The following is a 22,771-nucleotide window of genomic DNA, read 5'->3' on the forward strand; positions in this document are numbered from 1 at the left end:
GGGCAGGGTGTCCGGACGTAAAGCGAAGCAGTCCGGACACCCTGCCCCGGAGGACCGACACCGGCAGCCGAACAGCCCCGCGCAGCGGCAATCAGCTCGCCGCAGGCGAAACAAGCGCAACCCCCACGGCGGGAAAGCCGAACACGTGGGCAGCAGGCAAAGCGCAGCGGAAGGGCAATAGACTCCTCTGCCGTGGATACGACGCTCCAAGACCCGCTCGTGGGCCAGCTGCTCGACGGCCGCTACCGCGTCCAGTCGCGCATCGCCGCCGGCGGAATGGCCACGGTCTACCGGGCGGTGGACACCCGGCTCGACCGTGTGCTCGCGCTGAAGGTGATGCACCCGAGCCTCGCCGCGGACGGGGCGTTCGTGGACCGCTTCATCCGTGAGGCGAAGTCGGTCGCGCGGCTGTCGCACCCGAACGTGGTGGGCGTCTTCGACCAGGGCACGGACGGTACGTACGTCTATCTGGCGATGGAGTACGTCGCCGGCTGCACGCTGCGCGACGTGCTGCGCGAGCGGGGCGCCCTGCAGCCGCGGGCCGCGCTGGACATCCTGGAGCCGATCCTGGCCGCCCTGGGCGCCGCGCACCGCGCCGGGCTGGTGCACCGCGACATGAAGCCGGAGAACGTCCTGATCGGCGACGACGGCCGGGTCAAGGTCGCCGACTTCGGTCTGGTGCGCGCGGTGGACACCAACACCACCGCCTCGACGGGCTCCCTCCTGGGCACGGTCTCCTACCTGGCGCCCGAGCAGCTGGAGCACGGCACCGCGGACGCCCGGGTCGACGTCTACGCCTGCGGTGTGGTGCTCTACGAGATGCTGACCGGCGGCAAGCCGCACAGCGGCGGCTCGGTGGCGCAGGTCCTCTACCAGCATCTGCACGAGGACGTGCTGCCGCCGTCCGAGCTGGTCCCGGGGCTCGCGCCGCAGCTGGACGAGCTGGTCGCGCTGGCCACCGCCCGCGATCCGCAGCAGCGCGCACAGGACGCGGTGGCGCTGCTGTCCCGGGCGCGAGCGGCCCGTGCCGGGCTGAGCGACGCGCAGCTGGACGTCGTACCGCCGCAGGCCCGGGAGGCGTCCGAGGACGGCGAGGACACGGGCGACGGCTCGGAGCGTACCGACGTGATACCGCGGGTCGACGGCGTACAGCTGCCGCTGCCGGGGGCACAGGACGCGCAGCTGAACCGCACCAGCCGTCTGGAGGTGCCGCCGGCGGAGCAGACGACCCGGCTGCGCCCGGTGCCGGCGGCCCCCGCGGCGCCTGCGCCCCCCGCGGCGCCCGCCGGCGGGCTGCTCCAGCGGCGGCGGCTGATCACCGTCATCGCGGCCGTGCTGCTGGTCCTGGGTGTCGGTACGGGCGTCTGGTACATCAACTTCGGCCAGTTCACCACCGTCCCGGCGGTGCTGGACATGCCGCAGGACAAGGCCGTCAAGACGCTGCGGGACGCGGGGCTGGGGGTCAAGGTCGTACGCGGCTTCAGCTCCAACGTGGAGCGCGGCCGTGTCATGAAGACGGACCCGGCGAACGGCAAGCAGATCCGCGGTACGGACACGGTCACCGTCACCGTCTCCCGCGGGCCCGAGATCGTCGCCGTCCCGGATCTGTCGGGGACCCCGGTCGCGGACGCCAAGCGCAAGCTGCGCGACCGCGGGCTGATCCCGGGCACCGAGACCCGCGAGTTCAGCGACGAGGTCGCCAAGGGCTCGGTGATCCGTACGGACCCGGAGGCGGGCAGCAAGCGGCGGCCCGATACTGCGGTGGCGCTGACCATCAGCCGGGGCTCACCGGTCGATGTGCCCGGTGTGATCGGCAGCGACCGCGCGGAGGCCGAGTCCACGCTGCGCGCGGCGGGACTGCGGGTGCGGGTCGTCGAGCAGCAGGTGCACTCCCCGCAGGACAAGGGCACCGTCGCCCGGCAGACGCCGGGTGCGGGAAAGAAGCTCGGCAAGGGCGAAACGGTCACCCTCACGCTCTCCAAGGGCCCCGAGATGATCACCGTCCCGGACGTCACCGGCAAGAGCGAAGCGGACGCCAAGAAGGAGCTGGCCGCTCTCGGCTTCACGGTCGAGGTGGACAAGCCGTTCCTGTTCCCGCAGGACGAGGTCGAGTCCCAGTCCGTCGAGTCCGGTGAGAAGGCTCCCAAGGGCGGCACGATCACCATCAAGCTGAAGGGCGCGCTGTAGCGCCGGGGATCCGGCGTTCGGCGGCCGCGGCGCGGCTGGCACCCTGGGAGGGTGAGCAGAACCTCCTCCCCCCAGGGCGCCGAGCGGCGCGCCCGTGACCGTAATCCGGTCGGCGGCCATGTGCCGGTGGCCGGTGGCCTGGCGAAGACCGGCATTCCGTACGCCCGTGAGATGGGCGACGAGGTCGTGCAGGTCTTCGTGGCCAATCCGCGCGGCTGGGCGACGCTGCCCGGCAACCCCGAACAGGACGAGGCGTTCCGCGCGGCCTGTGCGCTGCAGGGCATGCCGGTGTACGTCCATGCGCCGTATCTGATCAACTTCGGCTCGCACACGGAGGCGACGGTCGACCGGTCCGTGGCGTCACTGCGTCATTCGCTGCGGCGCGGCCGGGAGATCGGGGCGCTGGGGGTGGTCGTACACACCGGTTCGGCGACCGGCGGGCGGCCGCGTGCGGCGGCGATGGCGCAGGTCAGGGAGCGGATGCGGCCGTTGCTCGACGAGCTGACGCACCCCGACGACCCCTGGTTGCTGCTGGAGCCGACGGCCGGGCAGGGCGCGTCGCTGTGCGCCCGTGCCGAGGATCTGGGGCCGTACTTCGACGCGCTGGACCGGCATCCGAAGCTGGGGGTCTGCCTGGACACCTGCCATGCGTTCGCGGCCGGGCACGACATGGCGGCGCCAGGCGGGATGAAGGCGCTGCTGGACGAGCTGGTGGAGGTCACCGGCGAGGGCCGGCTCAAGCTGGTCCACGCCAATGACTCCAAGGACGTGGTCGGCGCGCACAAGGACAGGCACGCCAACATCGGCGCGGGTCACATCGGTACGGAGCCGTTCGCGGAGCTTTTCACCCATCCGTCGACGGCCGGGGTGCCGCTGGTCGTGGAGACCCCGGGCGGCAAGGAGGGGCATGCGGCGGACGTGGCCCGCCTGAAGGGGCTGCGGCTGCCGTAGGGGCGCCGGCGACCAGGTGTCAGAGCTCGGGGCCTTCCCCGGGCTCTTCCTGGTAGGAGTAGCGCTGCTCGCGCCACGGGTCACCCAGGTTGTGATAGCCGCGTTCCTCCCAGAATCCGCGGCGGTCGGCCCGCATGTATTCGATGCCGCGGACCCACTTGGGGCCTTTCCAGGCGTAGAGATGCGGGACGATCAGGCGGACCGGGAAACCGTGCTCGGCGGTGAGCAGTTCGCCGGAGCGGTGTGTGGCGAAGATGCACTTCTCCGCGGCGAAATCCTCCAGCCGCAGATTGGAGCTGAAGCCGTACTCGGCCCACACCATCACATGGGTGACATCCGGCGCGGGCGGCGCAAGGTCCAGAACGGTCTTTGTGAGCACCCCGCCCCATTCGGCGCCGAGCATGCTGAATTTCGTCACGCAGTGCATATCCGCGACGACCGTGGCGTACGGCAGCGCCGTGAATTCGTCGTGCGTCCAGCAGTGCTTCTCGCCGTCCGCGGTGGCGCCGAAAGCCCGGAACTCCCAGCGTTCGGGGCGGAACTTCGGGACCGGTCCGTAATGCGTCACCGGCCAGCCCCGCTGGAGCCGCTGCCCGGGAGGCAGCTGAGCATGCTCCTCTTCGCGGCTTTTCGGCTGACCCATGCCCTCCATGTTGTCAGACCGGAAGGGGTGCCGATGACCAGGGAGGAAGGGATTCGGGCAACTCGTACTAAGCGTGCACTTACTGGACGCCCCGCTCCGCGCGGTGCGAGGATGCGCGGCACCTGCCCAGTTCTCGCGTGGAAGGAGCCCGCAGCCATGCAGGGCGACCCCGAGGTCATCGAATTCCTCAACGAGCAGCTGACCGCCGAGCTGACCGCCATCAACCAGTACTTCCTGCACGCCAAGATGCAGGAGAACTTCGGCTGGACGAAGCTCGCGAAGTACACCCGCGCCGAGTCCTTCGACGAGATGAAGCATGCGGAGGTGCTGACGGACCGGATTCTCTTCCTCGACGGTCTGCCGAATTACCAGCGGCTGTTCCACGTCCGGGTCGGCCAGTCCGTCACCGAGATGTTCCAGGCCGACCGGCAGATCGAGGTCGAGGCGATCGACCGGCTCAAGCGCGGTATCGAGCTGATGCGCAACAAGGGTGACATCACCTCGGCGAATATCTTCGAGGAGATCCTCGCGGACGAGGAGCACCACATCGACTATCTCGACACCCAGCTGGAGCTGATCGAGAAGCTCGGGGAAGCCCTCTACATCGCCCAGGTGATCGAGCAGCCGAGCTGAGCGAGCCACGCGATGGCGGGGACCTGCCGGACGCCCCTGGGGACTACGCGGCCTCCGAGAGCGCCGCGGGCGCCACTGCGCCCACCTCCGCGCCCCGCTGCGGCCCGGGTGCTTGATCCTCCGGGGCCAAGGGGTCGGACGCACCGCTGTCGATGAGCTCCCGGCGGGGGCAGCTGCCCCGGCCGAGCAGGGCCTGTATGCGCCGTACGCAGCTGCCGCAGTCGGTGCCGGCCTTGCAGGCGGAGGCGATCTGGCGGGGCGTGCAGGCGCCGGTGTCCGCGTGCTCGCGAACCTGCTGCTCGGTGATCCCGAAGCAGGAGCATACGTACACGCGGGTTCACCTCCGTAGGGGCGGCTCGGAGAAGGCTCATCGATCAGCTCAGCTGATCTTGAGTGAGGTTACCCTTACCTTACCCGCCTCCCGGGCGGCTTAACAACGCCCGCCGGGGCCCGAGCAACGCAGTGGGGCGCGGATCACACGATCCGCGCCCCACTTCCGTTCACTTCCCGCTCACTGGTCGCGGTACATCTCCGCCACCAGGAAGGCCAGGTCCAGCGACTGGCTGCGGTTGAGCCGCGGGTCGCAGGCGGTCTCGTAGCGCTGGTGCAGATCGTCGACGAAGATCTCGTCGCCGCCGCCCACGCACTCCGTGACGTCGTCGCCGGTCAGCTCGACGTGGATGCCGCCCGGGTGCGTGCCGAGGCTCTTGTGGACCTCGAAGAAGCCCTTGACCTCGTCCAGCACGTCGTCGAAGCGCCGGGTCTTGTGACCGGAGGCCGCCTCGAAGGTGTTGCCGTGCATCGGGTCGCAGATCCAGGCGACCTGCGCACCGGAGGCGGTGACCTTCTCGACCAGCTCGGGGAGCTTGTCACGGACCTTGTCCGCGCCCATACGGGTGATGAAGGTCAGCCGGCCCGGCTCACGCTCCGGGTCGAGGCGCTCGATGAGCGTGAGCGCCTCCTGCGGCGTGGTCGTCGGGCCGAGCTTGACGCCGATCGGGTTGCGGATGCGCGCGGCGAACTCGATGTGCGCACCGTCCAGCTGACGGGTGCGCTCGCCGATCCAGACCATGTGGCCGGAGACGTCGTAGAGGTTGCCGGTGCGCGAGTCCGTGCGGGTCAGCGCCGACTCGTAGTCGAGGATCAGCGCCTCGTGGGAGGAGAAGAACTCGACGGTCTTGAACTCCTCCGGGTCGACCCCGCAGGCGTTCATGAAGTTCAGCGCGCGGTCGATCTCGCGGGCCAGCGCCTCGTAGCGCTGCCCGGAGGGCGAGGACTTCACGAAGTCCTGGTTCCAGGCGTGCACCTGCCGCAGGTCGGCGTAGCCGCCGGTGGTGAAGGCGCGCACGAGGTTGAGGGTCGCCGCGGAGGCGTTGTACATCCGCTTCAGCCGCTGCGGGTCCGGGATCCGGGCCGCCTCGGTGAACTCGAAGCCGTTGACGGAGTCGCCGCGGTAGGTCGGCAGCGTCACCCCGTCGCGGGTCTCGGTGGGCTTGGAGCGCGGCTTGCTGTACTGGCCGGCGATCCGGCCGACCTTGACCACCGGGACGGACCCGGCGTAGGTGAGGACGGCGCCCATCTGCAGGAGCGTCTTGAGCTTGTTACGGATGTGCTCGGCGGATACGGCGTCGAAGGCCTCCGCGCAGTCGCCGCCCTGAAGCAGGAACGCCTCACCACGGGCGACCGCTCCCAGGCGCTCGCGCAGCTGGTCGCACTCGCCCGCGAAGACGAGCGGCGGATAGGACTCGAGCTCCGCGATCACATCGCGCAGAGCCTCTTGGTCCGGCCAGTCAGGCTGCTGCGCCGCGGGCAGGTCTCGCCAGGTGTTGCCACCGGCGTGGGTTTCAGCGTTCACGGTCACATGCCCCACATTACGGGGTCCCGTGAGGCTGTCCGTCCGCCATCCGGACTTTGAGACACACCGCACTCGGACGGTCCGGTAGGGTGCCCCCCATGTGCACGCGACCGGCCATGAACATGAACTGGTGGTGGACCGCTCTTCCGGCGGCCCACTGATTCGCGCGCACATCCCACACTTCGCGAAGGCCGCCCGAGGGCGGCCTTCGGCGTTTGCGGCGGCTGTTCCTCACCTGGCTCTTCCCGGCCCCTCCGGAAGGAACCCGCCATGCACCGCGAGCCCCACCCCGCCCGCTGCGACGCCGCCGCGCTCGTCCGGCGGCTGCTCGACCCCGCCTGCCCGCCGTTCGCCCTGCTGCGCCGCCGCTCCCCCGGCCGGGAGGCGGCGTCCCCCACTCTCGGCTTCGCTCGACCGGGAGGTGCCCCCATCGTCGAGGTGCTGATCGGCGAGGTGACCGAGGTCGAGCGGCTCGCCGACATCCCACTGGGTGAGACGGTGCCGGACGCGCCGGTGACCGACGCGCTGGCGCTGATCCCGTTCCGGCAGATCCGCGAGCGCGGCTTTAGGGCCCATGACGACGGCACCCCGCTGGCGGTGCTCCGCCCCGACGAGACCTGCGAGCTGCCGCTGGACGAGGTGCTGGCGGCGCTGCCGGCGCATGACGTACGGGTGGCGGACGGGGCGTTCGACGTGGACGACGACGCCTACGCGGAGATCGTCGAGCGGGTCGTCCGGGACGAGATCGGCACCGGCGAGGGGGCGAACTTCGTCGTCCGCCGGACGTTCGAGGGCACGATCGCGGACTTCTCGGCGGCCGACGCGCTGGCGCTGTTCCGGCGGCTGCTGGCCGGTGAGCGCGGCGCGTACTGGACGTATGTCGTGCACCGCCCCGGAGTGCGCACGCTGGTCGGCGCCAGCCCCGAGGTGCACGTGCGGATGACCGGCGAAACGGTCGTGATGAATCCGATCAGCGGCACCTACCGCTACCCGGCCGGCGGCCCCACCCCCGAGGGCCTGCTGGCGTTCCTCGGCGACCGCAAGGAGGTCGAGGAGCTGTCGATGGTGGTGGACGAGGAGCTGAAGATGATGTGCACGGTCGGCGACCGGGGCGGGGTGGTGATCGGGCCGCGGCTCAAGGAGATGGCGCACCTCGCGCACACCGAGTACGAGCTGCGCGGCCGGTCCACCCTCGATGTGCGCGAGGTGCTCAGGGAGACGATGTTCGCGGCGACGGTCACCGGCTCGCCGGTGCAGAACGCCTGCCGGGTCATCGAGCGGCACGAGCCGGTGGGCCCGGACGGGCGCGGGCGCGGCTACTACGCGGGCGCGCTCGCCCTCCTCGGCCGGGACGCCGGAGGCGCGCAGACGCTGGACTCGCCGATCCTGATCCGTACCGCCGACATCGCCGCCGACGGCCGGCTGCGGGTGCCGGTCGGCGCCACGCTGGTGCGCGCCTCCGACCCGTACGGCGAGGTCGCCGAGACGCACGCCAAGGCGGCGGGCGTGCTGACCGCACTGGGGGTACGGGAGGCGCCGGCGCGTCCGGCCGCCGCGGGCCGGCCGCCGCGGCTGGCCGACGACCCCCGCGTGCGGGCCGCGCTGGACGCCCGCCGCGCCGATCTGGCCCCGTTCTGGCTGCGGATGCAGACCACCGCGCCGACCGCCTCGCTCAGCGGCCACGCCCTGGTCGTCGACGCGGAGGACACCTTCACCGCGATGCTGGCGCATCTGCTGCGCACCTCGGGGCTGACCGTCACCGTGCGCCGCTTCGACGAGCCGGGGCTGCGCGAGGCGGCCCGTGCGCACCGGGGTCCCCTCGTGCTGGGACCGGGGCCGGGCGACCCGTCCGACGCCGCCGACCCCAAGATGCGCTTTCTGCGCGCGCTGACCGCCGAGCTGGTCGCCGAGCACCGCCATGGCCTGCTGGGCGTCTGTCTGGGCCATGAACTGCTCGCCGCGGAGCTGGGGTTGGAGATCGTCCGCAAGGAGGTGCCCTTCCAGGGCGCGCAGGAGCGGATCGACTTCTTCGGGCGGCCGGAGACGGTCGGCTTCTACAACACCTTCACGGCCCGCTGCGACGACCGTACGGCCGCCGAACTCGCCATGCACCGCGTCGAGTTGAGCCGGGACGCGGTCACCGGCGAGGTGCACGCACTGCGCGGTCCGGGGTTCGCCGGGGTGCAGTTCCACCCGGAGTCGGTGCTGACGCTGGACGGCGCCGCGGTCACCGCGCAGCTGCTGGCAGCTGTCCTCGTGTGACCAGCATGTTCTCGTTGGTGCGGCCGGTCAGATGGTCCTCGACGTTGGCCACGGTGGCCTCGATGATCTGGCCGACCGCCTCCTGGGTGAAGTACGCCTGGTGGGAGGTGACCAGGACGTTCCCGAAGGTCATCAGGCGGGCGAGGGTGTCGTCGTCGATGACGTCGAGGGACTTGTCGAAGTAGAAGAACCCGGCCTCCTCCTCGTAGACGTCCAGGCCGACGCCGGTGAGCCGGCCGGCCTTGAGCGTGTCGACGAGGGCCGCGGTGTCGACGAGCCCGCCGCGGCTGGAGTTGACCAGGATCGCCTCGTCCTTCATCGCGGCCAGCGCGGCGGCGTCGACGAGGTGCCGGGTGGCCTCCACCAGCGGGACGTGCAGGGTGATCAGATCGGCCTCGGCGAACAGCCGCTCCTGGGTGACGTACTCCATGCCCAGCTCGGCACAGCGCGGATTCTCGACGACGTCCCAGCCCAGCAGGTTCATGCCGAAGCCGTGCGCGATCCGGGTGAACGCCTCGCCGATCCGGCCGGTGCCCAGCACGCCCGCCGTACGGCCGCGCAGATCGCGGCCCATCAGGCCGTCGAGCCGGAAGTCGAAGTTGCGGGTGCGCTGGCTGGCGCGGACCAGGCGGCGGTTGACGGCCAGCGCGAGGGCCCAGGCGAATTCCGCGACCGCGTACGGCGAGTAGCGGGAGACCCGGCCGATGCTCATGCCGAGGTCGGCGGCGGCCTGAAGGTCGATGTTGTTGTAGCCCGTGGAGCGCTGGGCGACCATCTTCGTCCCGCCGGCCGCGAGGGTCTGCAGCACATCGGCGCTCAGATCGGCGTTGACGCTGCTGCTGACGATCTCGTAGCCGTGCGCGATGGGGGCGGTATCGCGGTTGAGGAAGACGTCCAGGCTGCGGATCTGGTGGTGGCCGGCGAAGGCCTTCTCCAGCAGCGGCCGCTCGTCCGCCTGCACGCCGAAGGCGACGATCTCCACGAGCTCTCCCGGTTCTCCCGCCGGTTCAGTGTCCCCGCCGGTGAGCGGCCCCGCCGGGGAGCGAGGGGCCGCACAGCGGTGCATATGTCGCGTATGCGAATATTGCGAATATACGGCCCCTCGCCCGCCGGTGCCCCCGGAGAAGCGGGGCAGGGGCGGGCGGCGGAGCGGGGCGAGCCGCGCCGGGCTCAGCCGAAGAAGACGCCGACCTCGGCATAGAGCGCCGGATCGACCGTCTTCAGCTTCGCGGTCGCCTCCGAGATCGGCACCCGGACGACGTCCGTACCGCGCAGCGCGACCATCTTCCCGAAGTCGCCGTCGTGCACCGCGTCGATGGCGTGCAGCCCGAAGCGGGTGGCCAGCCAGCGGTCGAAGGCGCTGGGCGTACCGCCGCGCTGGGTGTGCCCGAGCACCGTCGTACGGGCCTCCTTGCCCGTTCGCGACTCGATCTCCTTGGCCAGCCACTCCCCCACGCCCGACAGCCGGACATGCCCGAAGGAGTCGGTGGAGTCGTCCTTGAGCACCATCTGGCCGTCCTTGGGCATCGCGCCCTCGGCGACCACCACGATCGGGGCGTAGCTCGCCCGGAAACGGGACTCGATCCACCGGCAGACCTGCTCGACGTCGAAGCGCTGCTCGGGGATGAGGATGACGTTCGCGCCGCCGGCCAGGCCGGAGTGCAGCGCGATCCAGCCGGCGTGCCGGCCCATCACCTCGACGACCAGGACCCGCATATGGGATTCGGCGGTGGTGTGCAACCGGTCGATGGCTTCGGTGGCGACGCCGACGGCGGTGTCGAAGCCGAAGGTGTAGTCCGTGGCGGACAGGTCGTTGTCGATGGTCTTCGGGACGCCGACGCAGGGGACCGCGTAGTCGTCGGAGAGCCGCGCCGCGACGCCGAGGGTGTCCTCGCCGCCGATGGCGATCAGCGCCTCGATCTCGTGCTTGGCGAGGTTCTCCCTGATCCGGCGGACACCGTCGTCCTGCTGGAAGGGGTTGGTCCGCGACGAGCCGAGGATCGTGCCGCCCCGGGGGAGAATGCCGCGCACCGCCTGGATGTCCAGCGGCAGCGTGTCGCCTTCGAGCGGCCCGCGCCAGCCGTCCCGGAAGCCGACGAAGTCATATCCGTACTCCTGGGTGCCCTTGCGGACGATGCCCCTGATCACCGCGTTCAGACCCGGGCAGTCGCCGCCACCGGTCAGTACTCCGACCCGCATCGCTGCAATCACCTATATCCCGTTTCATTGGCCGCGCACGGCCGTGGTCGATCCGACGCCGGTCACGCTAATGGTGACCTGCGTCACTCCGGGATGGGACAAATGGCGATTCCGGGGATTTTCCGGGGAGTTGCCGTGAGGTGTTCACCCGTACGAGCGGACCGCCTCGGGCCCCCGCCGGGAGACGGCCGTCATGCCTCGTCGAGGCCGCGCTCTATGGCATAGCGCACCAGCTCCACGCGGTTGTGCAACTGGAGCTTGCCGAGGGTGTTCTGGACGTGGTTCTGCACCGTGCGGTGCGAGATCACCAGGCGCTCGGCGATCTGCTTGTACGAGAGCCCCTTGGCCACCAGGCGCAGCACCTCGGTCTCACGCTCCGTCAGCTGCGGTGCGCCCGGCTCGTCCGCCGTCGCCGGGGCGGGCTCCGTCGCCAGCCTGCGGTACTCGCCGAGCACCAGGCCCGCCAGGCCCGGTGTGAACACCGCGTCCCCGGCGGCCGTGCGCCGCACCGCGTCCAGCAGCTCCTGCGTGCTCGCCGACTTCAGCAGATAGCCGGTCGCACCGGACTTGACCGCCTCCAGCACATCGGCGTGCTCACCGCTGGCGGACAGCACCAGCACCCGCAGCGCCGGATTGGCGGCGACCAGTTCCTTGCACACCCGCACGCCGGGCAGTCCCGGCAGATTCAGGTCCAGGACCAGGACCTCGGGCGAGGCGGCCTGCGCCCGGCGCACCGCCTGGAGGCCGTCGCCGGCCGTCGCCACCACGTCGAACCCGGCCTCCGACAGATCCCGTGCGACCGCGTCGCGCCACATCGGGTGGTCGTCGACCACCATGACCCGCAGGCCCGGCTGTTCGCGCACACTCATGCCTTCCCCCGCCTTCCGCCCCCGGGCGCCGCGCCCTTGGGGACCGTCAACTCCACTTCCGTACCCTGGCCGGGGACCGAGACCCACTCGGCGCTGCCGCCCAGGTCCCGCAGCCGGCCGCGGATCGACAGGGCCACCCCCAGCCGGCCCTCACGCTCGGCGTCCGCGAGCCGGCCCTCGGGGATGCCGGGGCCGTCGTCGCGGACCGTCACGATCACCGCGTGCGGTTCGTCCTCCACCAGGATCCACGCGTGGGCATCGGCCCCCGCGTGCACCCGTACATTGTCCAACGCGGCACTGACAGCGGCCGCGAGCTCCGCCGCCGCGGCCGCCGGCAGCTGGACCGGGGCGCCCGGCTCGGAGAAGGTGACACCGGCGCCGGCATGCGGCGCGAGCAGCGCCCGGACGTCGCAGGGCCCGTCGGCGGCCGGTGACGGTGCGCCCGCGGCGGGCCCGGCCGCCCGGTCCCCGCCGTCCGGCACGGGCGGCGCCCCCCGGCCCCCGTCGCCCGCGTACGGCACCGGCCGCGCGCCCCCGTGCCGCGCCGGCGGCACCAGCCCGCCGGCGACCAGGGTCCGCAGCGCGACCTCCTGCTCGCCCGCCATCCGGCCCAGTTCGGCCGCCTCGCCGCCGATCGCCGCACCGCGCCGCTGCACCATCGCCAGGACCTGCAGCACGCTGTCGTGGATGTCGCGGGCCAGCCGCTCGCGCTCGCGGGTGGCGGCCTCTATCTGCAGCGCCCTGGCGAGGGTGCGCTCACTGGCGCGCGCCACCTCGACGACATAGCCGATGGCGACGCTGGCCACCCACACCAGCACCACGTTGTGGACGGTGTCGCGGGCCAGCTCCTGGCGCTCGACGACATTGGCCAGCGCCACCGCAGTGGAGGCCGCCGCCGCCCAGCGCCAGCCGCCCTTGATCGCGAAGCCCAGGACGGCACCCGCCGTCCAGATGGAGGGCAGCGTCGGCGCACCATCCATGATGCGGGCGCGGCTGTCCACCAGCATGGTCAGCAGGATCCCGCCGACCGCGAAGCCGAGGTCGGCGATCAGGAAGCGCCGGGTGCAGCGCTCCGCGGAGGTCGTCCGCCGCCAGGTCAGCGCCATCCAGACGGTGAGCGCGCCCATGTAGGCAACGGCGCCCAGCGGATGCTCGTACCTGCGGTACGAGAGCGCCACCAGGCACAGGGTGTAGACGAGGGTGAGGATGCGGTAGCCGGTGAGCGCGCGCCACAGCGGGAGCTCGACGGACATCCGCACCACCTTGGGGTGCTTGCCGTGGCGCCTGGCGGCCATGGAGCCGTCCACCGTCCGTATGCCCGTTTCCGTCACTGCCGGCCCCCACCCCCCGCCGGGCGCGCCGCGCCCGGCCTCGGCTCTGTCCGTCTGCTCGGCCTATTCGGCGGCGGCCTTCTTGGCCTGCTCCGCCTCGGCCTTCTTCTTCGCCTCCGCGGCCTTCGCCGCCTCCGCGATCTGCCGCTTGGCGGCGGTCGCGTAGATGTCGACGTACTCCTGGCCCGACAGCTTCATGATCTCGTACATGACCTCGTCGGTGACCGACCGCAGGATGAAGCGGTCGCCCTCCATGCCCTGGTAGCGGGTGAAGTCCAGCGGCTTGCCGATACGGATGCCCGGCCGGATCATCTTCGGCACGATCTTGCCCGGAGGCTGCACCTTCTCGGTGTCGATCATCGCCACGGGGATGACCGGTGCGCCGGTGGCCAGCGCCACCCGGGCCAGGCCGCCGGGCTTGCCGCGGTAGAGCCGGCCGTCCGGGGAGCGGGTGCCCTCCGGGTAGATGCCGAACAGCTCACCGCGCTCCAGCACCTCGATGCCGCTCTTGATCGCCGCCTCGCCCGCGCCCCGGCCGCCCGAGCGGTCGACCGGCAGCTGGCCCACGCCCTTGAAGAACGCGGCGGTCAGCTTGCCCTTCACCCCAGGGGAGGTGAAGTACTCCGACTTGGCGATGAAGGTGACCTTGCGGTCGAGCACCGCGGGCAGGAAGAAGGAGTCCGAGAAGGACAGGTGGTTGCTCGCGAGGATCGCCGGACCCTCGGCGGGAATGTTCTCGATGCCTTCCACCCAGGGCCGGAAGGCAAGCTTCAGCGACCCGCCGATGGAAAACTTCATTGCGCCGTAGATCAACCGACTGCCTCCTGTGTGTGACGCAAAGACCTTAACCTGCCGCGGTGACGCGCTCTCCCCGGCCGGGCTCCGAAGGCGCTCGGCGGCCGGTGCACGCCCGCGTACGGGGCCCCCGGCGGCCCCCGAGCGCCGTCGGACACAGGCCCCACTCGTCTACCCGCTCGCGGTCACTTTGCGTACCCTGGGGTAACTCGCCAGGCCCCCTCATCGATCGGAGTCCCCCGGTGCCGCTCCTTCCCGGAGCCGAGCCGTTCCGCCGTGACGGCGGAGAGGTCGGCGTCCTTGTGTGCCACGGCTTCACCGGTTCGCCCCAGTCCGTACGCCCCTGGGCCGAATATCTGGCCGACCAGGGGCTGACCGTCGCCCTCCCGCTGCTGCCCGGTCACGGCACCCGGTGGCAGGACCTTCAGATCACGACCTGGCAGGACTGGTACGCCGAGGTCGACCGCGAGCTGCGCGCGCTGTCCGAGCAGTGCACCAAGGTGTTCGTCTGCGGCCTGTCCATGGGCGGCGCGCTGGCGCTGCGGCTGGCCGCCAAGCACGGCGCCGCGATCAGCGGGGTGGCCCTGGTCAACCCCGGCAACAAGGTCCATGACGCGGCTGCGCCGCTGCTGCCGGCGCTGCGCCACGTCGTACGCACCACGAAGGGGATCGCCAGCGACATCGCCAGGCCCGGCGTCGAGGAGGTCGGCTACGACCGCGTGCCGCTGCACGCCGCGCACTCGCTGCGCCGGTTCTTCCAGCAGGTCGACTCCGAACTCCCGCAGGTCACCCAGCCGTTGCTGGTGATGACCAGCCCGCAGGACCACGTCGTACCGCCGGTGGACTCCGAGCGGATCCTCGCCCGGGTGTCGTCGACGGACGTCCGCCAGACGCTGCTGGAGCGCAGCTACCACGTCGCCACGCTCGACCACGACGCGGAGCAGATCTGCCGGGACACCTTCGCCTTCATCTCCCGGCTCGCCCCGGAGGCGCGGAAGGACGCGGCGGACGTGACGGACGCGGCCCAGGAGGGGACGGCGGCCCGTGGCGGAGCGTAGCCCCCGCGACCCCCGGGACCCGCTGGACGAAGAGGCCGCCTGGGCCGAGATCGTGGCGGGCTACGGCGAGCAGCCGTCCTTCCCGGCGACGGACGACGGCAAGAACGACGACAAGAACGACGACGACAACGGTCAGCCCGCCGCGAACGCCACCACGGGAAAGGGCAAGGACGAGGGCGAGCGCCCGAGTCCCGGGAGCTTCGTGGTCTTCGCCCCGGGCGTCGGCCCGCGCGACTGGTCCGGTGCCGAACCCTCCGACGACGACTTCGACGAGAGTGACGAGGGCCACTTCACCCCGCCCGAGCCGCCCCCGCTGCCCAAGGCCGACGCCACCACCAAGTTCGCCTGGATCGCCGTGCTCGGCGGCCCGCTGCTCCTGATGGCCATGGTGCTCTTCCAGCAGCCCGTGACCTGGTGGATCACGGTCCTGGGCATCGGTGGCTTCGTGGGCGGCTTCGCCACGCTCGTGGCCCGGATGAAAAACGACGACGAGGACGACGATCATCTGCCGGGCGGCGGGGCGGTGGTCTGACGGCGGGGTCCCGGGCCGGGTCGGGGTCTCGCGAGGGGTGCCCTGGGATGGGGTCCCTTAGGGCGAAGGCGAACGGATCCCGTAGGGGACGCGAGGGCCCCCTGCGGGGCCACAACGGGTGCGGGACGGGAGGTATTCCCGACGGGCGCTAGCCGACAGGCGCCAGGACAGGCCCTAGCCGACCGCCGGCACCCGCAAGGCCGCCAGTACCGGCAGATGGTCCGAGGCGGCCAGCAGGTCGTCGGCCCGTACCCCGGGCAGACCGTGCGGCACCCCGCATCCCAGTACCTCGACGCCGTCGCTCACGAAGACGGCGTCGATCCGCTGGTGCGGTGCGCGGGGGGTGGAGGTGAACTCCCCGCCCCAGGGCCTGGCCGTCCAGGCGTCCGTGAGGGCGGCCGCCACCCGGCGGAAGCTGCGGCCCTCGGGGCGGTCGTTGAGGTCGCCGCCGGCGACCGTGTGCGGCACGCCGAGCGCCGCCACCTGCTCCAGGAGCAGCCCGGCCTGCTCGTAGCGTTCCCGGTCGGCGAGGCTGAGATGGCAGCTGAGGACGCCGAGCCGGGCGCGGCCGATGCGGACCACGGCGGTGGCGAAGCCGCGCTGGTGCAGCCCGGGGGTGCGGGGCAGCAGGATGTCCTCCGTGCGCTCCACATGGGCGCGGAGCGTGGAGAGGATCATCGGGCCGGCGGTCGTGGCGCCGCCGGTGACATGGACCAGGCCCGCCGAGCGGGCCAGCCGCTCGGCGGCCTTGCGCCAGCGGAAGAACCGCGGCGCCTCCTGGATCAGGACGAGATCGGGGGCGCAGGCCCGGATGACCCTGGCCAGCGCCGCCCGGTCGTCGCGCATCGAGCGGATGTTGTAGCTGAGCACACGGACGACCGCGGAGCCGCTGCCTTCCCGGGCCTCGGAAGCAGCGCCTTCCTCGGTACCGGACGCGGGGAGTGCGGTGTGCTCAGCCACCATCGGCGTCAGCCCTGGCGCGCCAGGTCGGCCGCGCCGACCAGTCCGGCCTTGCCGCCGAGCTGGGCGGCGAGCACCTGGGCGTGCGGCCGGTACTGGTTGCCGACCAGCCAGCGGCGGAAGGACTTGCGGATCGGTTCGAGGACCAGCTCGCCCTCGTCCGAGACGCCGCCACCGACGATGAAGGCCGAGGGGTCGAAGAGCGAGGCGAGGTCGGCCAGTCCGGCGCCGGCCCAGCGGGCCAGCTCGCGGAAGGAGTCGATGGCCACCGGGTCGCCCTGGCGGGCCGCCTCGCTGACGTGCCGGCCCTCGATGCCCTCGGACGTGCCGTCGCCGAGCGACAGCAGGATCTGGGCGTTCTCCGGGGTGGCGAAGGCGCGCTGGCGGGCGTAGCGCAGCAGGGCGCGGCCGGAGGCGTACTGCTCCCAGCAGCCCTGGCTGCCGCAGCCGCACAGCAGGCCGTCGGGCACGACCCGGATGTGGCCGAACTCGGCGGCGACGCCGAAGCGGCCGCGGCGCAGCTTGTTGCCGATGATGATGCCGCCGCCCAGGCCCGTGCCGAGCGTGATGCAGATGACGTCGCTGTGGCCCTGGCCGGCGCCGAACTTGTACTCGCCCCAGGCCGCGGCGTTGGCGTCGTTCTCGACGACGACGGGGAGGCCGACGCGCTGTTCGACCTTGTCCTTGAGCGGTTCGTGGCGCCAGTCGATGTTCGGTGCGAACAGGACCGTGGCCCGCTTCTCGTCGACATAGCCGGCGGCACCGATGCCGACCGCCTCGACGTGATGGCCGGCCCCTACCGTGCGGACCGCGTCCGCGATGGCTTCGGTCAGGGCGTCGGTGGCCTGCGGGGTCGGCACCTTGCACGTCTCAAGGATCGAGCCCTCTTCGTCGACCACGCCGGCCGCGATCTTCGTGCCGCCGATGTCGACGCCGATGGTGAGTCCCATGTGTCCCTCAGTTTTTCGCTCGAACCCCGCCAGGACCCACCGTACCGGAGCTGGGATCAGTCGAGATCGATTCGCTCGGTGCCGGTGGGGCCGTCGTCGTCGCGCGGATCGTCGTCGCGGCGGCCCTCGGGCCGGTCGTCGAGGTCGTCGCGGGTCCAGCGGCGCTCGCTGCCCGCGACGGCGGAGCGGTAGGCGGCCAGCAGCTCGGAGCCGGCCGCGGCGAGGTGGTCGAAGATGTCGGGGTTGCGCTCGATGACCGGCTCGACGGCGGCCTTGGCCTGCTTGAAGAGCTGGCTGACGGCGCTCTGTGCGGCGATCCCGCCGAGCGCGCCGGGCAGCTGGATGCCGGCGAGCTTGTCGGTCACCGCGTCGGCGAGCTTGCGCAGCTCCTCGGCCGCGCTGCCCGGCTGCGGGCCGTACGCGGCCCGGTGGCGGGCCCGCTCGGCCGCGAGGTCCTCGGCGCAGGCGGTCTCCCACGCGTCGGCATCGGGCTCGGCCTTGCGGTCGGCTGGGCGCTCGGTGGCATCGCTCATGATGAACTCCGTGGACTGCTGCGGCGAGGCGGTACGGCGAAGGGTGCGGGGGCGGCGCGCCGGGGCGGACCCTCCGGGACGACAGATACGTCAGGACGGGCACGTCGGGGCGGTGGCTCACCCTCGACGTTACCCGAACGGGCGTACCGGTTTCAGTCGCTCTTGGGCCACAGGTCCGGATCGGGGGTGAAGCGGATCTCCAGGACGCCGTCGCGCAGTCCGGCGCCCGAGACCGTGCAGCGGCGCAGCGCGGAGGGCAGCGTACGGATCCGGCGGAAGCGGCCGACGGTCACCACGATCTCGTCGCCGCGGCGGACCAGGCCCAGGCCCCGGCGCTCGGCGCCGGGCAGCGGGACCCGCCAGACCAGGATGCCGTCGGTGGCCAGGCGGTCGTCGACGGTCCACGGGTCGGTGCGGTGGTGCCCCTGGGCGGGCAGCGCCGCGCCCAGTTGGCCGGCCGGCCCGTCGATCAGCTCGTCGAGCTCCTCGACGCCCTGGGGGTCGCGCCCCAGGTGCGGCACCTCGTGGACGGGGACGTCGGGGAACTCCTCGCGCAGCGCCTTGAGGGCCGTCTGCTGGCTGCCGGAGAGCGCGGCGAGGAAGGGGTCGGCGGAGCCGGTGGGCAGCAGCCGGTTGACGACCACGCCGTCGGTGCGGCGGCCGTGCAGGGCGAGTCCGGCGCGGATGGTGCGCAGGTTGGCCGCGGCGACCGGGCCGGCCTCGGTGACCAGGCGTACGGACGTGCCGGGGTCGTCGATCGCCCGCTGGACGGCGGCGAGTTCGCTCTCCCAGCGCTCGGCGGCCTCGTACAGCTTCTGGGCCGGCATCGGGACGCCGGCGAGCTGGGCGAGCACCGGCCGCAGTGCGCGGGCCGCCTGGCGCTCGGGGGGCAGCAGGCGGCGCAGGTAGCGGCGTACCTGGTTCGGCAGGGCCAGCAGCCGGATCGTTTCGGCGGCCGAGGGCATGTCGGCGACGACGATGTCCCAGTCGTCCGAGGAGTGTGCGGCGCGCAGCGCGTGCAGCAGCGCGAAGTCCTCGGAGCCGGGGAGCTCGGTGAGTTCGTCCTCGTCGAGGGGGGACGCACCCAGGAGGTCGAGGGCGGCGCCGGCGCGCTCCTGGAAGGCGAGGAACTCCTGGCGGAAGCGGTCGCCGGGGTCGATCCGGCGCGCGTGCAGGCCGGGCGCTATCGGGGTGGGGGCGTCGGATCCGAGGGGGGTGCCCAGCACCGTTTCCGGCGCGCTGCTCTCCGTGGTGAGCAGCAGTGCCCGCGCGCCGCGGCGGGCGCCGGCCAGGGCGGTGGCGGCGGCGAGCGTGGTGCGCCCGGCGCCGCCGGGGCCGGTGACGAGGACGATGCGCACGCTCAGAGCTTCTTGGCCTCGTCGGCGGACCCGGCGGCGCGGACGCTCTCCACGCGCTCCTTCAGCCCGGCCAGTGCGCGGTCGATGATGACCTTCTCGGCCTTGCGCTTGATCATGCCGAGCATCGGGATCTTGACGTCGACGGTGAGCTGGTAGGTCACCTCGGTGCTCGCCCCGTCGTTCAGCGACGCGAGGCGGTAGGAGCCGTCGAGGGCTCGCAGCATCTGCGACTTGACCAGGGACCAGCTGACCTCGTCGGCGCCGGTCCAGGTGTAGGCGAGGGTGTGGTCGTCCTTGATCGCTCCGGCGTCCAGCAGCAGGCGCACCTGCGCCGCCCGCCCCTGGTCGTCCTTGGCGAGCACCTCTGCCTCTTTGACCTCGCCGGTCCACTCCGGGTAGCGGTCAAAGTCGGCGATCACTCCCATCACTTCGGCGGGTGCCGCCTCGATCGTGATGCTAGAGCTGGTGTGTTCGGCCATCGCCGTGACTCCTCCATGCCGATTCATGCCGGTCCGCCGACGCTCTGCCACGCGGTGTCCCCAACGCGGTGTCTCTGCTGCTGAAGGCTACCGCGCGGGGAATGGGCGGTGGACGCGGCCGGGCTCACCACTCCAGGACATAGGGGGTCCCGGTCGCATTGAAATGGCCGACATTGACGCATTCCGTGCCCCCGACACGGACCCTGCGGGCCAGCGGCTGGTGGACATGGCCGAAGAGGGAGTAGCGCGGCCGGGTGGTACGGATGGCGTGCAGCAGGGCCGCGCTGCCGCGCTCGAAGCGGCGGGCGACGGTGTCGTAGCAGAGCTCGGGCACATCCGGCGGGATATGGGTGCACAGCACGTCCACCTCGCCGACCGCCTCGATCTTGGCGGCGTACTCCTCGTCGCTGATCTCGTAGGGGGTCCGCATGGCCGTGGTCAGCCCGCCGCCGACGAAGCCGAAGACCCGGCCGCCGATCTCCACCCGCTGCCCGTCCAGGACGGTGGTGCCGGGTCCGGCGTACTCGGGCCACAGGCGCGGCATGTCGACGTTGCCGTAGGTGGCGTACGTGGGGGTCGGGAAGGCCGCGAAGAGTTCGGCGTACTGCCGTCGGACCGCGCCCTCGATGACCGACTCGCGGCTCGCGCCCGCGCGATCCAGCTCGCCCCACAGCCGCCGGCCCAGCTCACGCGCCTCGTCGAAGCGGCGGGCGGTGCGCAGCTCGATGAGCGCGTCGGCGTTCGCGACGCCGAAGAGGTCGGGGAAGATGCCGCGCGAGTGGTCGTCGTAATCGAGGAAGAGCACCAGGTCGCCGAGGCAGACCAGGGCGTCGGCACCGTCCCCGGCCGCCGCGAGGTCCTGGCTGTTGCCATGTACGTCACTGACCACATGCACACGCATGGCGTCACCCTAGATCGCCGACGCCGGCACCGGGAGGGCCCGCCCGGACAGTTGCCCTGGTCCGAGGTTACTTTCGGGTCACCGACCCGCTGGTCTAGTCTGCGCTGGACAGTCCCCGATAGGCGCGTCCGCAAGTTGTGACGCATGAAACATCTGGCCGTTCCCCCCTATCCCAAAAGCAATACCGATGGGTAACGTCCGGGCAGTCCGATCCCCCCTTGCATGATCATGGACCGCCTCCGGTGTACACACAGCGTCGTGGCGCCGGCGCTTTTGAGGAGCAGCAGTCTTGCGCGAGTTCAGCCTTCCGGCCCTGTACGAGGTCCCCGCGGACGGCAATCTGACGGATCTCATCCGCCGAAATGCCGCGCAGCACCCGGATGTTGCCGTCATGGGGCGCAAGGTGAACGGGGTGTGGCAGGACGTCACCGCCGCCACCTTCCTCGCCGAGGTCCGTGCCGCCGCCAAAGGTCTGATCGCGTCCGGCATCCAGGCCGGTGACCGGGTCGGCCTGATGTCGCGCACCCGCTACGAGTGGACGCTGCTGGACTTCGCCATCTGGAGCGCCGGCGCGATCACCGTCCCCGTGTACGAGACAAGCTCCGCCGAGCAGATCCAGTGGATCCTCGGCGACTCCGGCGCGGTGGCCTGCCTGGTGGAGACGCCCGACCACGAGGCGACCGTCGAGTCGGTCCGCGACCGGCTGCCCGAGCTGGCGAACATCTGGCAGATCGAGCGGGACGCGATCGCCCGGCTGCAGGCAGCCGGCGCCTCCCTGTCGGACGACGACGTGGACGCGCGCAGCGCCATCGCCGACGCCGACTCGCCCGCCACCATCGTCTACACCTCGGGCACCACCGGCCGCCCCAAGGGCTGTGTGCTCAGCCACCGCAGCTTCTTCGCCGAGTGCGGCAACGTGGTCGAGCGCCTGCGCCCGCTGTTCCGTACGGGCCACTCCTCCGTCCTGCTCTTCCTCCCCGTCGCGCACGTCTTCGGCCGCCTGGTGCAGGTCGCCTCCGTGATGGCCCCCATCAAGCTGGGCCACGCCCCCGACATCAAGCACCTCACCGACGACCTGGCCTCGTTCCGGCCGACGATGATCCTGGGCGTGCCGCGGGTCTTCGAGAAGGTCTACAACTCGGCGCGGGCCAAGGCGCAGGCCGACGGCAAGGGCAAGATCTTCGACAAGGCGGCGGACACGGCGATCGCCTACAGCCGCGCCCTGGACACGCCGGACGGCCCGGCGCTGGGCCTCAAGCTCAAGTACAAGCTCTTCGACCGGCTGGTCTACGGCAAGCTGCGGGCCGTCCTCGGCGGCCGCGCCACGCACGCCATCTCCGGCGGCGCGCCGCTCGGCGAGCGCCTCGGCCACTTCTACCGCGGCATCGGCTTCACCGCCCTGGAGGGCTACGGCCTGACGGAGTCCTGTGCGGCCACCGCCTTCAACCCCTGGGACCGCCAGAAGATCGGCACCGTCGGCCAGCCGCTGCCGGGTTCGGTCGTCCGCATCGCCGACGACGGCGAGGTCCTGCTGCACGGCGAGCACCTCTTCACCGAGTACTGGAACAACCCCTCGGCCACCGAAGAGGCGCTCTCCGACGGCTGGTTCCACACCGGCGACCTCGGCACCCTCGACGAGGACGGCTACCTCGCCATCACCGGCCGCAAGAAGGAGATACTGGTCACCGCGGGCGGCAAGAACGTCGCCCCGGCCGTGATCGAGGACCGCATCCGGGCCCACGCCCTGATCGCCGAGTGCATGGTCGTCGGCGACGGCCGCCCCTTCATCGGCGCGCTGGTCACCCTCGACGAGGAGTTCCTCCCCCGCTGGGCCGAGGAGCACGGCCACCGCGCCGACATCACGCCGACCGAGATCGCCGACGACCCCGAGCTGCTGGCCGCCGTCCAGCGCGCCGTCGACGACGGCAACGCGGCCGTCTCCAAGGCCGAGTCCGTCCGCAAGTTCCGTATCCTCCCGACCCAGTTCACGGAGGAGTCCGGCCATGTCACCCCGTCGCTGAAACTGAAGCGGAATGTTGTGGCGAAGGACTTTGCGGAGGAGATCGAGGCGATTTACCGCGGGTAGCGGCGCACGTTTTCGGCTGTCCCGCCGTGGGGGTTTCTGTGGGTTCGCCTGCGGCCCTTCCGCTGCGCTTTGCCTGGGCCGACGTTTTGGCTTGCTCGCCGTTGCGCCTGCGGCGGGCGTTGCCGCTGCGCGGGGCTGTTCGGCTGCCGGTGACGGTCCTCCGGGGCCTGGTGTGTGGACTGCTTCGCT

General features: G+C 71.7%; 21 protein-coding genes. 7 read left to right on the forward strand and 14 right to left on the reverse strand.

What is annotated here, in order from left to right:
* The first annotated feature begins 192 nt into the window (after positions 1-192).
* Both pknB and ACWD6P_RS33305 read left to right on the forward strand, forming a co-directional pair.
* Entirely contained in the window at positions 193-2,187 is a 1,995-nt protein-coding gene (gene pknB / locus ACWD6P_RS33300; RefSeq protein ID WP_451447928.1) for a Stk1 family PASTA domain-containing Ser/Thr kinase, read from the forward strand.
* 51 nt (positions 2,188-2,238) lie between these two features.
* Positions 2,239-3,138 carry a deoxyribonuclease IV gene (locus ACWD6P_RS33305; protein WP_451447929.1) on the forward strand — a complete coding sequence of 300 codons (900 nt, stop codon included), beginning with the start codon at positions 2,239-2,241 and terminating at the stop codon, positions 3,136-3,138.
* Between the two features lie 19 nt (positions 3,139-3,157).
* Here ACWD6P_RS33305 and ACWD6P_RS33310 read toward each other — a convergent pair whose 3' ends face one another.
* Positions 3,158-3,781 carry a sulfite oxidase-like oxidoreductase gene (locus ACWD6P_RS33310; protein WP_451447930.1) on the reverse strand — a complete coding sequence of 208 codons (624 nt, stop codon included), beginning with the start codon at positions 3,779-3,781 and terminating at the stop codon, positions 3,158-3,160.
* A gap of 156 nt (positions 3,782-3,937) precedes the next feature.
* Here ACWD6P_RS33310 and bfr point away from each other — a divergent pair, with 156 nt between their 5' ends.
* Positions 3,938-4,414, forward strand: a complete 477-nt coding sequence (gene bfr / locus ACWD6P_RS33315) for a bacterioferritin (RefSeq protein WP_451447931.1) — start codon at positions 3,938-3,940, stop codon at positions 4,412-4,414.
* Between the two features lie 43 nt (positions 4,415-4,457).
* Here the strand turns inward: bfr and ACWD6P_RS33320 are convergent, their stop codons facing one another.
* Positions 4,458-4,745 (reverse strand): (2Fe-2S)-binding protein, encoded by a 288-nt coding sequence (locus ACWD6P_RS33320; protein WP_451447932.1) that lies wholly within the window; start codon positions 4,743-4,745, stop codon positions 4,458-4,460.
* A gap of 180 nt (positions 4,746-4,925) precedes the next feature.
* Positions 4,926-6,275, reverse strand: a complete 1,350-nt coding sequence (locus ACWD6P_RS33325; RefSeq protein ID WP_451447933.1) for a class II 3-deoxy-7-phosphoheptulonate synthase — start codon at positions 6,273-6,275, stop codon at positions 4,926-4,928.
* 264 nt (positions 6,276-6,539) lie between these two features.
* On the opposite strand from ACWD6P_RS33325, the gene ACWD6P_RS33330 reads away from it, so the two are divergent.
* Positions 6,540-8,531, forward strand: a complete 1,992-nt coding sequence (locus tag ACWD6P_RS33330) for an anthranilate synthase family protein (RefSeq protein ID WP_451447934.1) — start codon at positions 6,540-6,542, stop codon at positions 8,529-8,531.
* Here ACWD6P_RS33330 and ACWD6P_RS33335 read toward each other — a convergent pair.
* From ACWD6P_RS33335 to ACWD6P_RS33355, 5 genes are all read right to left on the reverse strand, one after another.
* Positions 8,497-9,513 (reverse strand): 2-hydroxyacid dehydrogenase, encoded by a 1,017-nt coding sequence (locus ACWD6P_RS33335; RefSeq protein ID WP_451447935.1) that lies wholly within the window; start codon positions 9,511-9,513, stop codon positions 8,497-8,499. The two genes, ACWD6P_RS33330 and ACWD6P_RS33335, sit on opposite strands and share 35 nt — an antisense overlap.
* 188 nt (positions 9,514-9,701) lie before the next feature.
* Positions 9,702-10,730 carry a 6-phosphofructokinase gene (locus ACWD6P_RS33340; RefSeq protein WP_451447936.1) on the reverse strand — a complete coding sequence of 343 codons (1,029 nt, stop codon included), beginning with the start codon at positions 10,728-10,730 and terminating at the stop codon, positions 9,702-9,704.
* 191 nt (positions 10,731-10,921) lie between these two features.
* A complete protein-coding gene (locus tag ACWD6P_RS33345; RefSeq protein ID WP_451447937.1) occupies positions 10,922-11,599 on the reverse strand; it encodes a response regulator in 678 nt (225 codons plus the stop codon).
* Entirely contained in the window at positions 11,596-12,894 is a 1,299-nt protein-coding gene (gene macS, locus ACWD6P_RS33350; RefSeq protein WP_451447938.1) for a MacS family sensor histidine kinase, read from the reverse strand. Before macS ends, ACWD6P_RS33345 begins: the two co-directional genes overlap by 4 nt.
* 99 nt (positions 12,895-12,993) lie before the next feature.
* Positions 12,994-13,728, reverse strand: a complete 735-nt coding sequence (locus tag ACWD6P_RS33355) for a lysophospholipid acyltransferase family protein (RefSeq protein ID WP_451447939.1) — start codon at positions 13,726-13,728, stop codon at positions 12,994-12,996.
* Between the two features lie 239 nt (positions 13,729-13,967).
* On the opposite strand from ACWD6P_RS33355, the gene ACWD6P_RS33360 reads away from it, so the two are divergent.
* A complete protein-coding gene (locus ACWD6P_RS33360) occupies positions 13,968-14,783 on the forward strand; it encodes an alpha/beta hydrolase (protein WP_451447940.1) in 816 nt (271 codons plus the stop codon).
* Positions 14,770-15,315, forward strand: a complete 546-nt coding sequence (locus ACWD6P_RS33365) for a hypothetical protein (protein WP_451447941.1) — start codon at positions 14,770-14,772, stop codon at positions 15,313-15,315. The genes ACWD6P_RS33360 and ACWD6P_RS33365 overlap by 14 nt, the downstream gene beginning before the upstream one ends.
* A 174-nt stretch (positions 15,316-15,489) precedes the next feature.
* Here the strand turns inward: ACWD6P_RS33365 and ACWD6P_RS33370 are convergent, their stop codons facing one another.
* The 6 genes from ACWD6P_RS33370 to ACWD6P_RS33395 all read right to left on the reverse strand — a co-directional run bounded on the left by ACWD6P_RS33370 (position 15,490) and on the right by ACWD6P_RS33395 (position 20,496).
* The gene (locus tag ACWD6P_RS33370) at positions 15,490-16,278 is read right to left on the reverse strand and encodes an endonuclease/exonuclease/phosphatase family protein (protein WP_451447942.1); all 789 of its coding nucleotides are present in this window, start codon (positions 16,276-16,278) and stop codon (positions 15,490-15,492) included.
* 5 nt (positions 16,279-16,283) lie between these two features.
* Positions 16,284-17,225, reverse strand: a complete 942-nt coding sequence (locus ACWD6P_RS33375) for an ROK family glucokinase (protein ID WP_451447943.1) — start codon at positions 17,223-17,225, stop codon at positions 16,284-16,286.
* Between the two features lie 56 nt (positions 17,226-17,281).
* Positions 17,282-17,758, reverse strand: a complete 477-nt coding sequence (locus ACWD6P_RS33380; protein WP_451447944.1) for a DUF5304 domain-containing protein — start codon at positions 17,756-17,758, stop codon at positions 17,282-17,284.
* A gap of 152 nt (positions 17,759-17,910) precedes the next feature.
* The gene (locus ACWD6P_RS33385; protein ID WP_451447945.1) at positions 17,911-19,116 is read right to left on the reverse strand and encodes an ArsA family ATPase; all 1,206 of its coding nucleotides are present in this window, start codon (positions 19,114-19,116) and stop codon (positions 17,911-17,913) included.
* A 2-nt stretch (positions 19,117-19,118) separates the two neighbouring features.
* A complete protein-coding gene (locus ACWD6P_RS33390; RefSeq protein WP_451447946.1) occupies positions 19,119-19,595 on the reverse strand; it encodes an SRPBCC family protein in 477 nt (158 codons plus the stop codon).
* Positions 19,596-19,719: 124 nt separating this feature from the next.
* Complete coding sequence (locus ACWD6P_RS33395; protein ID WP_451447947.1) at positions 19,720-20,496, reverse strand: metallophosphoesterase family protein; 777 nt, start codon at positions 20,494-20,496, stop codon at positions 19,720-19,722.
* 289 nt (positions 20,497-20,785) lie between these two features.
* On the opposite strand from ACWD6P_RS33395, the gene ACWD6P_RS33400 reads away from it, so the two are divergent.
* Entirely contained in the window at positions 20,786-22,582 is a 1,797-nt protein-coding gene (locus ACWD6P_RS33400) for an AMP-dependent synthetase/ligase (protein ID WP_451447948.1), read from the forward strand.
* The last annotated feature ends 189 nt before the right edge of the window (positions 22,583-22,771 follow it).

The sequence above is a fragment of the Streptomyces sp. NPDC002446 genome, assembly GCF_053595675.1.